The sequence below is a fragment of the Pseudomonas sp. NY8896 genome (genome assembly GCF_039634505.1).
Genome location: NZ_CP132350.1, coordinates 4,463,856 through 4,476,698, shown reverse-complemented (window position 1 = coordinate 4,476,698; position 12,843 = coordinate 4,463,856). Strand labels below are relative to the sequence as shown.

The 12,843-nt window shown below is 61.7% G+C and carries 10 protein-coding genes; 4 read left to right on the top strand and 6 right to left on the bottom strand.

Annotated elements, in window-relative coordinates; translation table 11 throughout:
* Nucleotides 1-13 precede the first annotated feature (13 nt).
* From Q9451_RS20035 to Q9451_RS20025, 3 genes are all read right to left on the bottom strand, one after another.
* Nucleotides 14-280, bottom strand: a complete 267-nt coding sequence (locus Q9451_RS20035) for a hypothetical protein (RefSeq protein WP_071984352.1) — start codon at nt 278-280, stop codon at nt 14-16.
* Nucleotides 277-2,013: an S-type pyocin domain-containing protein gene (locus tag Q9451_RS20030; protein WP_012271688.1), complete on the bottom strand. Its 1,737-nt coding sequence runs from the start codon at nt 2,011-2,013 to the stop codon at nt 277-279. Before Q9451_RS20030 ends, Q9451_RS20035 begins: the two co-directional genes overlap by 4 nt.
* Nucleotides 2,014-2,220: 207 nt before the next feature.
* Nucleotides 2,221-3,645, bottom strand: coding sequence for a PLP-dependent aminotransferase family protein (locus Q9451_RS20025; protein ID WP_012271689.1), 1,425 nt, complete (start codon nt 3,643-3,645; stop codon nt 2,221-2,223).
* A 325-nt stretch (nt 3,646-3,970) separates the two neighbouring features.
* Between Q9451_RS20025 and Q9451_RS20020 the strand changes: the two genes are divergently transcribed.
* Nucleotides 3,971-5,383 carry an amino acid permease gene (locus Q9451_RS20020; RefSeq protein ID WP_012271690.1) on the top strand — a complete coding sequence of 471 codons (1,413 nt, stop codon included), beginning with the start codon at nt 3,971-3,973 and terminating at the stop codon, nt 5,381-5,383.
* Nucleotides 5,384-5,386: 3 nt separating this feature from the next.
* Here the strand turns inward: Q9451_RS20020 and Q9451_RS20015 are convergent, their stop codons facing one another.
* From Q9451_RS20015 to aroQ, 3 genes are all read right to left on the bottom strand, one after another.
* A complete protein-coding gene (locus Q9451_RS20015; protein WP_041166684.1) occupies nt 5,387-5,566 on the bottom strand; it encodes a hypothetical protein in 180 nt (59 codons plus the stop codon).
* Nucleotides 5,567-5,652: 86 nt separating this feature from the next.
* On the bottom strand, nt 5,653-6,501 hold the full coding sequence (locus Q9451_RS20010; RefSeq protein ID WP_012271692.1) for a shikimate dehydrogenase: 849 nt from the start codon (nt 6,499-6,501) through the stop codon (nt 5,653-5,655).
* Nucleotides 6,498-6,947, bottom strand: coding sequence for a type II 3-dehydroquinate dehydratase (gene aroQ, locus Q9451_RS20005; RefSeq protein WP_012271693.1), 450 nt, complete (start codon nt 6,945-6,947; stop codon nt 6,498-6,500). The genes Q9451_RS20010 and aroQ overlap by 4 nt, the downstream gene beginning before the upstream one ends.
* A gap of 206 nt (nt 6,948-7,153) precedes the next feature.
* Here aroQ and Q9451_RS20000 point away from each other — a divergent pair, with 206 nt between their 5' ends.
* The 3 genes from Q9451_RS20000 to Q9451_RS19990 are packed head-to-tail and all read left to right on the top strand — an operon-like array spanning nt 7,154 to nt 12,777.
* Nucleotides 7,154-8,407 carry a TolC family protein gene (locus tag Q9451_RS20000; RefSeq protein WP_012271694.1) on the top strand — a complete coding sequence of 418 codons (1,254 nt, stop codon included), beginning with the start codon at nt 7,154-7,156 and terminating at the stop codon, nt 8,405-8,407.
* Nucleotides 8,400-9,614: an efflux RND transporter periplasmic adaptor subunit gene (locus Q9451_RS19995; RefSeq protein WP_012271695.1), complete on the top strand. Its 1,215-nt coding sequence runs from the start codon at nt 8,400-8,402 to the stop codon at nt 9,612-9,614. The genes Q9451_RS20000 and Q9451_RS19995 overlap by 8 nt, the downstream gene beginning before the upstream one ends.
* A 16-nt stretch (nt 9,615-9,630) precedes the next feature.
* A complete protein-coding gene (locus Q9451_RS19990) occupies nt 9,631-12,777 on the top strand; it encodes a CusA/CzcA family heavy metal efflux RND transporter (protein ID WP_012271696.1) in 3,147 nt (1,048 codons plus the stop codon).
* The last annotated feature ends 66 nt before the right edge of the window (nt 12,778-12,843 follow it).

The window sequence follows — 12,843 nt, the reverse complement described above, 5'->3', positions numbered from 1 at the left end:
AGTTCAGAGCGCCTCACAATTCATATTTTTTTTGAGCCAGGAATTCTGGCTCTCGCCAATTCTGGCCCTTGATGTAGCCATTACCGCCATATTGTATTAAGCCTTCTTCAAGCATTTTGCTTACTAAGTTCATGAGTTGTAGGCAGTCACCAATATTTGCCCAGCTATTTCTATTGTACAAGTTGTCGAGCCGGGGATGAGAAATGCCATCTCGCCTCACAAGCCATAAAATGACGTCTGTAGGGCTTTCGTTAATTACTATTTCGCTGACGGTATTCATTGATTTTCTCGCGCAGTCTGCCGGTCGTCTGCCTCAATGGCTTCTGGTGTGTATAATAGCTCAAGTTCTGAAGTGAGTTGGTAGTCCTCCAGTGTTGCGGCATGTGTATTATTCCATGCTTCGCCACGATCTTCAGGCCTAATTTTATCTGGGATTTCAAGCGCCCGGAAGCGCTCAAGTTCTCTTATTTCATGTGTGTAGAATCGCTTGTCAGTGTCAGTTGCTTCTAATTGACCTTGTAGTATTTTTTTCAGCCTATCGATCATGATCTTGTTCGCATCGGAGGGTTCGAAACGACTTGTGTGTAGCTTGACTAGCTCAATGCCATCAGCTGTGATCTTAGTCTTCCTCCAATCCAGTCGTTCGATAGGTCCCCCAGCTTTATCCGGGTTGTAGGGTCGTCCACTGTAAGTCCCTTTGGTTGTCGCGCCGGGGTAGGGAGAGTTGAAGACAACGTACAGTGGCGGTAGGCCAGATTCTGGCGGGAAGCAGTAAATGCAGTCTTTGAAGTCCTCCGGTTCCAGCGCGGGTAGAGGGGAGGCTTCGATGTGCAGTGGATTGAGTGTCACGCCACGATAGGGGTAGGAAGGTATCTGCGCGCCAGGTTTAGTTGTCGAAGTGTCGCCGGGTGTGTGGGCGGGTAACGTTAGCTTGATTGGAAACTTTTGCGAAGGTACGGAAATGTAGCTGTTCGTCGCCTCGTCGAAGTAGAGGGGGCGTAGAGGTACTCTGCTTTCGAGACTTGCTGTCTGCTGGTTTTTGATGAGTGTATAGATGTCATTCCTCGTATAAATCCGATAGGTTGACTCCGCTACACCATGGCTGAGGGCTTTCTCGTACAGCTGATCGGGTAGGTCCGGTATTAATGAATCGGCTGGGAGGCTCAGTGTTGTTTCATGATAGAGATCACTGTTGCCGAGTTCGGAAGAATAGAGCAGAGCACCGATGCCAACGTTGAATAGCCGGGATGCAGCAGCGCCGGCTGCCCTTGCCAGCAATTGTCGGCCTGATCGCAAAGTTGTTTCTAATTGGCGATTATGGTAGTGGCTATTGCCTATTGCGCCCAAGGTTGTTGAGAGTTGAATTGAAGGTGTTATGCTAAAGGTTATGGTATTGCTTTCCGAGGTGATTTTTTCAGTAGGTGCAAGTTTTGAGTTGACAGTAGTTATTTTGCGATGGATTATTTTCAGACTCTGGCCTAGCAGGATTTCAATCTGCGCTGCAGTGATGCTTCGCATAAGGGCAAACAGGAAGCCCTGTGCGATGTAGAACTCTTTTCCAACGTTGATGTGAGGGTCTATATAGGTATAAAAGAGGTAGGCTGGTGTAAGCCCGGGGGCATACACATGTATTCCTGAGAAGTCGTCAGTGGGTAGGCGCTTGTAGATGATTTTTTCTTGAAGATCTAGAAGAAATTGCCGCTTGGCCTGCAGTCTGATTAGTTCGTCAGTGTGACGAGCGTCAATTGCTGAGTAGTGGTTGTCCAGATATTGCTTCAGGCCAGGTGGGGCGGAGGGGCGAGTTGCTTCGATTTTGTTTATAATCTTTTGTGCTTTAGCTTCGGCATCCCTGCTGTCAGCACCGATACTGAAAAATGCCGCACTATCTGGTGGTACGAGTGGAAGGGTAAAAGGCTCAGCCCAATTCAAGAGGTATTCAAAGTCATACCGGAATGGAGCTGGTGAATAAATTTCACCAATTTCTGAAGCTGTCATGGTCGTGCGGGAGGTCATTTCACTCTCCTGATCACTGGGTTCGGGAGAGTGAAATGTTCTAGAGTAAAGTCGGGCTTGCTAAGATGGAATTGTTTCGTTAAGCCGCGGATATGGGCGTGCCGCCTCAAAAGTTTGGTTTGGCCTACTCCCGTCACGGGCCTGATAGGAACTCGATTTGACTGGCGCCGAAAATGCCAAGGCGAACATCCCGGAACAACACCGCCCCTACATCCCACCCCGCCGCACATGCTTGACGAAGACCTTCTCCAGCAACTCCCACATCGCCGGATCGGTACTGAACGCCACATTGAACCGCATCCACCCGGTGGCCTTGGCATCGACCATGAACAACTGACCAGGCCCGAGCATGATGCCTTTTTCCAGCGCGTCATCCAGCAACGCCGCGCTGTCGGGAATCGCCGGGTGGCGAGTCCAGATGTACATGCCCTCATCCGATTCGGTGAACAGTTCAAAGCCCAATCGATGCAAATGCCGGCCAACTTCCTGATGGGCTTCGGCTAGGCGCTGGCGCAGGCGCTTGAGGTGCTTGCGCCAGCGGCCGTCGATGATCGCCGCGTACACCACACGCTCCATTACCTGCGAGGTGGTCAGGCCCGAGCGCATTTTCAGGTGCAGCAATTTCTGCATCAGTTCGGGGTTGGCCAGCATGTAGCCGACCCGCACGTTGGGTGAAATGCTCTTGGAGTAACTACCCACGTACACCACCTGTTGCAAGTGGTCGAGGCTGGCCAGGCACGGTTGCGGCTCGGTGACCATGTCGGCGTACAGGTTGTTCTCCACAAGGCGGAAACCGTGCTGGCTGGCCAGTTGCAACAGCCGGTGCAACTGCGGCAGTGGGGTGCGCGAGCAGGTCGGGCTGTGCAGGTGCGGCTGGGTGAAGAACGCGGTTGGGCGGTGGTGGGTAAGCAGCTGCTCCAGCTGGTTCAGGTCGTAGCCGGCGGGGGTGCGCGGCACGCCGACCAGGGTGGCGCCCTGGGTGCGCAGGATGCTCATCAGGTTGGGGTAGCCGGGGTCGTCCACCAGCACCACGTCGCCAGGGCGCACCAGCGTGCGTGCGGCCAGGTCCAGGGCCTGGCTGGCGCCGTGGGTGAGCATCAGCTGCGCCGGGTTGGCGACGATCGACAGCTCCTGTTGCAGGTTCTGCGCAGTCAGTGCACGCAGCTCCATCAGGCCCATGGGGTCGCCGTAGCCCGACAGCTCCAGGGGGCTGCCGGCTACCTGGCGCAGGCCACGGCGCAGGCCGTCTTCGTACATCCAGTCGTTGGGCAGCCAGCCGCACCCCGGCTTGTACGGCAGTTGGCGGATTTCGAAGATCTGCTGCAGGTACCACTCGGAGTTGAACGTTGGTCGACTGGTGTCGGCCTCGGCGTTGTGCTGCTCCAGCAGTTCGCCCGCCGCACGGTTGACGAAGAACCCCGCATTGCCACGGCTCACCAGCAGCCCTTGGGCGACCAGCCGGTCGTAGGCCTCGACCACGGTGAAGGTGCTCACCGAATAGCTCGCGGCAAAGGCGCGGATCGACGGGACCTTGGCGCCTGGCTTGAGGGTCTGGTTGTCGATCAGCTCGCGCAGCCCGTCGATGATCTGGTTGACCAGCGGGGTTGAGGAGTCTGGATGTAATTCGAACATTCGTGGCCTTCAGGGTGCGTATCGCCTGGCGTTTGCAGGGTGTACTGCAAGGGCGACCTGTACAGTGCAGTGCGAGATTCATGCCACTGTGCATGGCTCTCTGCGTCGGACATTTTTACATTAGGTGTCGGATATCGCCACATAAAGCATGTTCAGTTCGCGCCAGGCAGTCGCCCTGGGGCGCGTCAGCAGGCCGCCATGGAGGGCCTGCGTGTGTTTGTTCACACCATCCTGCCCGCATTAGCACTGATGTACAGGTGAAATCGCCAGCCATCGGGGTTTCACAGTTTTCCTTGGATAAAAAGAAGCACGGGGTACACAACTGATGGACGCAACATCCACAACCACCACCGCGAAAAGCGGGCACGAGAGCAAGCTCAGTGCCTCGCTGAAGTCGCGCCACCTGACGATGATGTCGATCGCCGGGGTTATTGGCGGCGCCTTGTTCGTCGGTTCCGGCAGCGTGATCCACAGCGCCGGCCCAGCCGCTGTCCTGGCCTATCTGGCAGGCGGCATCCTGGTGGTGCTGATCATGCGCATGCTGGGTGAAATGGCGACTTCCTCGCCAGACACCGGCTCGTTCTCCACCTACGCCGACCGCGCCATTGGCCGTTGGGCCGGTTTCACCATCGGCTGGCTGTACTGGTGGTACTGGGTCATCCTCATGGCCTGGGAAGCCTATGTGGCGGGCAAGATCCTGCATGGCTTCTTCCCTGACGTCAGCGTCAACGTGTTCGTGCTGGCCACGACCCTGCTGCTGATCACCGTCAACTTCTTCAACGTCAAGCACTACGGTGAGTTCGAGTTCTGGTTCGCCTTGATCAAGGTGATTGCGATTGTCTGCTTCCTGATCGTGTGTACCGCTGCCGTGATGAACGTCTGGCAGTTCGGTGAGGTGCGTGGCATCAGCCATCTCACCGCCGAAGGCTTCATGCCCAATGGCATCACCACCGTGATCGGTGCCCTGCTCGGGGTGATGTTCGCCTTCCTCGGCGCCGAAATCGTCACGATCGCGGCCTCCGAAGCCAAGGACCCTGCGGCGCAGATCGTCAAGGCGACCAACTCGGTGGTTTGGCGTGTGTGCCTGTTCTACGTCGGCTCGATCTTCCTGATCGTCTGCCTGGTACCGTGGAACGACCCGCACCTGGGCGTCTCCGGCTACGGTGCCTACCGCCGTACCCTGGAACTGCTGGGCGTGCCGTATGCCGAACTGCTGATGAACTTCGTGGTGCTGACCTCGGTGAGCAGCTGCCTGATCTCCGGCCACTACACCGCCTCGCGCATGCTGTTCTCCCTGGCCCAGCGTGGCGACGCGCCGTCGTTCTTCAAGATCACCCGCGCCGGCACCGGTGTACCGGTGTACGCGATCATGGGCTCGTGCGCCGTGGCCGTGGTGTGTGCGCTGATCAACTTCAGCGAGACCCTGCGCCCGAAAGACGTACTGGACACCCTGATGAACACCACTGGCATGATCGCCCTGCTGGTGTACCTGGTCATCGCCTTCTCGCAACTGCGCATGCGCCGCAAGCTGATTGCCGAGGGCAAGGAAGTACGCCTGAAGATGTGGCTGTTCCCGTGGCTGACCTACCTGGTGATCGCGTTCATCGTGGCCGCTCTGGTAACCATGGCCTTCATGCCTGACTACCAGATCCTGGTGATCTCTACCGGCATCGCTGCGGCGATCGTGGTGGCGATGGGTGTGGTGCACCAGATCCGCTCTGGTAGCAAGCAGCACTAAGCGTCACTCGCGTTTGGAAACGGCCGGCTCCCTTGGGGACCTGGCCGTTTCGCGTTGTTGAGCCTGGGGTTTTTCTGCAGGCATGTGGAAGCGCTGGTTCATCCACGGAGAGCCGAGCAGGGCGGCGGCGGCGATCAGGGCCAGGATGGCGAGGGCGATGGAGGTCTTCATGGACGTGCGCATAAAGGGACTGACTTCAAGCATAGGCGGTCAGTTCCGGCCTCATCGCCGCTACAGTTCAGCGTTCGCGGGCTTGCCGCTGATAACCGTCAGGTGAAGCTGGCGAAATGCGCCTGCATCCGTGCCGCATCCGCCTGTTGCCCGCTGAACAGCTCGAACGCCTTCACCGCCTGGAACACGGCCATGTTGCTGCCATCCAGGGTGCGGCAACCCAGTGCCCGGGCCGCGCGCAGCAGTTCGGTCTCCAGGGGGAAGTAGATGATTTCCGCCACCCACAGGCGTGCATGCAGCAACGCTACCGGCAGTGGGGTGCCTGGTAGCTTGGCCATGCCCACCGGGGTGGTGTTGACCAGCCCGTCCGCTTCGGCCAATGCCGTGGCCAGGTCCGTGCCGACCACGGCACGACCGGCGCCGAAATGAGCGTTCAGGTTGTCTACCAATGCCTGTGCACGGGCAGCGTCCACTTCGAACAGCACCAGCCGCTCGACCCCTTCACCCAGCAGGGCATGGGCCACGGCCGAGCCTGCACCGCCAGCGCCCATCTGCACCACCTGGCGCCGCGCGACGTCGGGCAGGCCACGGCGCAAGCCCTCGGCAAAACCCAGGCAATCGGTGTTGTGGCCGACCCGCTTGCCGTCCTTGAGCACCACGGTGTTCACCGCACCGATGCCACGGGCTTCGTCGGACAGCTCGTCGAGCAACGGCAGAATCGCCTGCTTGAACGGGTAGGTGATGTTGAGCCCGGTAAAACCGGTGTGCTGCGCGGCGTCAAGCAGGCCGGGCAGGGCGCTGTCGTCCAGTTGCAACTGGTCGGCATCGATCAGGCGGTACAGGTAACGCAAGGCCTGCGCGTCGCCTTCGTGTTCGTGCAGGGCGGGGGTGCGCGACAGCTGGATGCCGCGGCCGATCAGGCCGGCGAGGATGGCTTGTTGGCTCATGCCGTGCGCTCCTGGAACATTTCGGCGAAGTGGCTCAGGGCCATGCGGTAGCCATGGCTGCCCAGGCCGCAGATGACACCGACGGCGATGGAAGAGACGAACGACAGGTGACGGAACGGCTCGCGCTTGTGCACGTTGGACAAGTGCACTTCGATGACCGGCAGCTCGCTGGCCACCAGGGCATCGCGGATGGCGACCGATGTGTGGGTCCAGGCGCCAGGGTTGATCACGATACCGGCGCAACGGCCACGGGCGGCGTGGACCCAGTCGATCAGTTCGCCTTCGTGGTTGGTTTGGCGGAATTCGATTTCCAGGCCGTGGGCATGGGCAGTATCGGCACACCCTTGAGCCAGGTCGGCAAGGGTTTCATGGCCGTATTGGGCAGGCTCGCGGGTGCCCAGCATGTTCAGGTTGGGGCCGTTGAGCACGAGAATAAGGGGCTTCATGACGGGCATCACTTTGTTGTTGTTGGATGCGCTTAGTTTTGTACTGACTGGTTAGTTCCGTCAATTGGACAGCCACTTCGCACCGGGAAAGTGGGCGATTATCGAACTGCGTTGGTGATTACAAAATTGTAATGTTGCCGCCACCGCCCCGATAACCAACCCTTTCTACAGTCCCTCGCCAACGCTTCGCCGAGAGGACTTGATTCGTGCCCATCCCCCGCAAGATCGCCTTGCTCTGCCTGTTGCTGGCCGGTGCCACCAGCGCCCAGGCCAGCCAGAGCCTGAGCCTGCCCCAGGCGCTTGCCGCCGCCTTTGCCCAGAACCCGGAGCTGGCTGCGGCCGGCCGCGAAATCGGCATTGCCGAAGGTGAACGGCGCCAGGCCGGGTTGCTCCCCAACCCCGAGCTGGCCTGGGAAGTCGAGGACACCCGCCGTGACACCAGCACCACCACCGTCACCCTCAGCCAACCGCTGGAGCTGGGCGGCAAGCGCGGGGCACGTATCGCCGTGGCCGGTGCTGGCCAGGCCATTGCCCAGCTCGACCTGGAGCGCCAGCGCAACGGCCTGCGGGCCGATGTGGTGCAGGCCTTTCATGCAGCCTTGCGCGCGCAGACCGCGCTGGAGCTGGCGCAGCAGTCGCAGGCACTGACTGAACGCGGGCTGCGGGTTGTGCAAGGGCGGGTCACTGCGGGCCAGTCATCGCCGGTAGAGGCCACCCGTGCCCAGGTGCAGCTGGCCCAGGCCCAGGCCGAAGTGCGCCGCGCACGCACCCAGCGCAGCGTGGCCTACCAGGCGCTGGCCCGCCTGACCGGCAGCCCGCTGGCAGGTTTCGACCAGCTGCAGGCCGCCAACCTTTCGCCGGGCGTTGCGCCCAACGCCGACGCTTTGCTTGAGCAGGTCGAACAGACCGTCGAATGGCGCCTGGCCGCTGCGCAGGTCGAGCGCGGCGATGCTTCCCTGGGTTCGGAAAAGGCCCAGCGTATTCCCAACCTCACCGTCAGCCTTGGCAGCCAGTACAGCCGTGAGGACCGTGAGCGGGTGAACGTGGTTGGCCTGTCCATGCCGTTGCCGTTGTTCGACCGCAACCAGGGCAATGTACTGGCCGCTGCGCGCCGTGCCGACCAGGCGCGTGACCTGCGCAACGCCGTGGAACTGCGCCTGCGCAGTGAAACCCGCAGTGCCGTGAGCCAGTGGGCCACGGCGATGCAGGACGTGCAGGCCTATGACCGCACCATCCTGCCCGCTGCGCAGCAGGCCGTGGATACCGCCACTCGCGGTTTTGAAATGGGCAAGTTCGCCTTTCTCGATGTACTCGACGCCCAGCGCACGCTGATCGAGGCCCGCGGGCTGTACCTCGAGGCGCTGGCCTCGGCGACCGATGCGCGCGCGCAAGTCGAGCGGATCTACGGCGACCTCGATGGCCTGAGCAACACACCGAATAGCAGGAGCAACAATGACTAACCCACGCAAGCTAGCCCTTCTGGCCGCCGCCGTCGCCGCACTCGGCCTTGGCGGCCTGGCCTGGACCGGCAACCTCGGCCAGGCGTCGAAAGCCGAAGCCCGGCACGACGATCATGGCCAAGACAGCCACGGCCACGCCGCAGAGCAGGCCACTGAGGGCCATGCCGAGGAGGGGCACGCTGAAGAAGAAGGCCAGCTGCACCTGTCCATCGCCCAGATCGAAGCCGCCGGCGTGCAACTGGCTGCCGCAGGCCCCCGTGAGTTGGGCATCGCCATCAGCTTCCCAGGTGAAATCCGCTTTGACGAGGACCGTACCGCCCACGTCGTCCCCCGTGTGCCGGGCGTCGTCGAGGCGGTGCACGCCGAGCTGGGCCAGGCGGTCAAGCGCGGCCAGGTGTTGGCGGTGATCGCCAGCCAGCAGATCTCCGACCTGCGCAGCGAGCAGCAGGCCGCCCAGCGTCGTCTGGAGCTGGCGCGGCTGACCTTCCAGCGTGAACAGCAACTGTGGCAGGAGCGCATCAGCGCCGAGCAGGATTACCTGCAGGCGCGCCAGGCATTGCAGGAGGCCGAGATCGCCTTGGCCAACGCCCGGCAGAAGGTCGCCGCCGTGGGCCCGGCCGGTGCCGGTAACCGCTATGAGCTACGTGCGCCATTCGATGCGGTGGTCGTGGAAAAGCACCTGACTGCAGGCGAAGTGGTTGACGAGACCAGCAACGCTTTCACCCTGTCTGACTTGAGCCGTGTGTGGGCCACCTTCGCCGTGGCCCCGCGTGACCTTGGCAAGGTCGTGACTGGCCGCGATGTCACGGTCAGTGCGCCGGACCTGGGCGCCCAGGTCGAGGGCAAGGTCAACTACGTCGGCAGCCTGCTCGGTGAGCAGAACCGCGCCGCTACCGTGCGCGCCACCCTGGCCAACCCCAACGGGGCCTGGCGCCCAGGGCTGTTCGTCAACATTGCTGTCAGCGTCGAGCGCTTCAAGGCCGCCGTGACGGTGCCGGAAAACGCCCTGCAAACCTGGGAAGAACAGACCGTGGTGTTTGCCCGCACCGAGGAAGGCTTCGAGGCCCGCCCGGTAACGACTGGCCGCCGCGATGCTGGCCAGGTAGAGATTCTCAGCGGCCTGGCCGCCGGTACTCAGGTAGCGGCCGCCGGCAGCTTTGTCCTCAAGTCGGAGCTGGGCAAAGGCTCGGCCGAGCACAGCCATTGATCACGGGGACACCTGCATGTTCGAACGCCTGATTCAATTCGCCATCGAGCAGCGCCTGGTGGTGATGCTGGCCGTGGTCCTGATGGCCGCGGTGGGTATCCACAGCTACCAGAAACTGCCGATCGACGCTGTGCCGGACATTACCAACGTCCAGGTGCAGATCAACACCGCCGCCCCCGGTTATTCGCCGCTGGAGACCGAGCAGCGCATCACCTTTGCCATCGAAACCGCCATGGCTGGCCTGCCTGGGCTGAAGCAGACCCGCTCGCTGTCGCGTTCGGGCTTGTCGCAGGTTACGGTGATTTTCGATGATGGCACCGACGTGTTCTTCGCCCGCCAGTTGGTCAACGAGCGCCTGCAAGTGGCTCGCGAGCAATTGCCCGAGGGGATAGAAGCGGGCATGGGGCCGATCTCCACCGGGCTGGGGGAAATCTTCCTGTGGACGGTGGAAGCCGAGGAGGGGGCGCTCAAGGAAGACGGCACACCCTACACCCCAACCGACCTGCGGGTGATCCAGGACTGGATCATCAAGCCACAGCTGCGCAATGTGCCGGGGGTGGCCGAGGTCAACAGCATTGGTGGCCATGCCAAGCAATACCTGATTGCGCCGGAGCCCAAACGCCTGGCGGCCTACAAGCTCACCCTCAATGACCTGATCGCGGCGTTGGAACGCAACAACGCCAACGTCGGCGCCGGTTACATCGAGCGCAATGGCGAACAGTTGCTGATTCGCGCACCGGGCCAGGTGGCGTCGGCCGAAGACATCGCCAACATTGTCATCTCCAGCGTCGATGGCACGCCAATCCGTGTCAGCCATGTTGCCGAGGTTGGCCTGGGCGAAGAGCTTCGCTCGGGTGCGGCCACCGAAAATGGCCGGGAGGTGGTGCTGGGCACGGTGTTCATGCTGATTGGCGAGAACAGCCGCACGGTGTCCCAGGCGGTCGCCGCCAAATTGGTCGAGATCAACCGCAACCTGCCCAAGGGGGTGGTGGCGGTGACCGTGTACGACCGCACCAACCTGGTGGAAAAAGCCATCGCCACGGTGAAGAAGAACCTGATCGAAGGGGCCATCCTGGTCATTGCCGTGCTGTTCCTGTTCCTGGGCAACATCCGCGCCGCACTGATCACCGCAATGGTCATCCCGCTGTCGATGCTGTTCACTTTCACTGGCATGTTCAGCAACAAGGTCAGCGCCAACTTGATGAGCCTAGGCGCGCTGGACTTCGGCATCATCGTCGACGGTGCGGTGGTGATCGTGGAAAACGCCATCCGCCGCCTGGCCCATGCCCAGCAACGCCATGGCCGCATGCTGACCCGCAGCGAGCGCTTCCATGAAGTGTTCGCCGCCGCCCGCGAGGCGCGCCGGCCGCTGATCTACGGGCAGTTGATCATCATGGTGGTGTACCTGCCGATCTTTGCCCTGACCGGTGTCGAGGGCAAGATGTTCCACCCCATGGCCTTTACCGTGGTCATGGCCTTGCTCGGCGCCATGATTCTTTCGGTCACGTTCGTGCCGGCGGCCATTGCCCTGTTCGTCACCGGCAAGGTCAAGGAAGAAGAAGGCCTGGTGATGCGCACGGCGCGCCAGCGTTATGCACCGGTGCTGGCCTGGGTGCTGGGCCGGCGCAAGGTGGCGTTTGCCGCCGCTGCCGCCCTGGTGCTGTTGTCCGGGGTCATGGCCAGCCGCATGGGCAGCGAGTTCATCCCCAGCCTCAGCGAGGGCGACTTTGCCTTGCAGGCCCTGCGTGTGCCGGGTACCAGCCTGTCGCAGTCGGTGGACATGCAGCAGCGCCTGGAGCAGGCGATCATCGCCCAGGTGCCGGAGGTGGAGCGGGTGTTCGCCCGTACCGGTACTGCCGAAATCGCCTCTGACCCGATGCCACCGAACATCTCCGACGCCTATGTAATGTTGCGCCCGCGCGAGCAGTGGGTAGATCCGGGCAAGCCGCGTGACGAACTGATCGCCGAGGTGCAACGTGCTGCCGCCAGCGTACCGGGCAGCAACTACGAGCTGTCGCAGCCGATCCAGTTGCGTTTCAACGAGCTGATTTCCGGGGTGCGCAGCGATGTGGCGGTGAAGTTGTTCGGTGATGACATGGATGTGCTCAACCGCACCGCCGCGCAAATCGCCAGCAGCCTGCAAGGTGTCGCGGGTGCGTCCGAGGTGAAGGTGGAGCAAACCACCGGCCTGCCGGTGCTGACCATCGACATCGACCGCGACAAGGCGGCGCGCCATGGCCTGAACGTGGGCGACGTGCAGGACGCCATCGCCATTGCCGTGGGTGGCCGCACGGCAGGCACACTGTATGAAGGCGACCGGCGCTTCGACATGGTGGTGCGCCTGCCCGAAACCTTGCGCACGGATGTGGACGGGCTTTCCAGCCTGCTGATTCCGGTACCGGCCAGTGCCACTGCGGGCGCTGCGCAAATCGGCTTTATCCCGCTGTCTCAGGTGGCCACGTTGAACCTGCAACTGGGGCCTAACCAGGTCAGCCGCGAGGATGGCAAGCGGGTGGTGGTGGTCAGCGCCAACGTTCGCGGGCGTGACCTGGGCTCGTTCGTGGAGGATGCCGAACAGACCCTGATCCAGCAGGTGCAGATTCCACCGGGTTACTGGACACGCTGGGGTGGGCAGTTCGAACAGTTGCAATCGGCAACCGAGCGCCTGCAGGTGGTGGTGCCGGTAGCCTTGCTGCTGGTCATGGCACTGTTGCTGATGATGTTCAATAACCTCAGGGATGGCTTGCTGGTGTTCACCGGTATTCCGTTTGCCCTGACCGGTGGGGTGCTGGCGCTGTGGTTGCGGGACATCCCGTTGTCCATCTCGGCGGGTGTGGGTTTCATTGCCCTGTCGGGGGTGGCGGTGCTCAACGGGCTGGTGATGATCGCCTTTATCCGTGGCCTGCGCGAAGAAGGGCGCCCGTTGCGGGTGGCGGTAGAAGAGGGCGCCTTGACGCGCTTGCGGCCGGTGCTGATGACCGCGCTGGTGGCTTCGCTGGGGTTCATTCCAATGGCCTTGGCCACGGGGACCGGGGCTGAGGTGCAGCGGCCGCTGGCGACGGTGGTGATTGGTGGGATCCTGTCTTCTACTGCGTTGACGTTGCTGGTTCTGCCTGCGTTGTATCAGTGGGCGTATCGGCGGGAAGAGGCGCAAGAGGGCTGAGAGCCAGGGGCCGCTTTGCGGCCCATCGCGACACAAGGCCGCTCCTACAGGATTGCGTATTTCCCT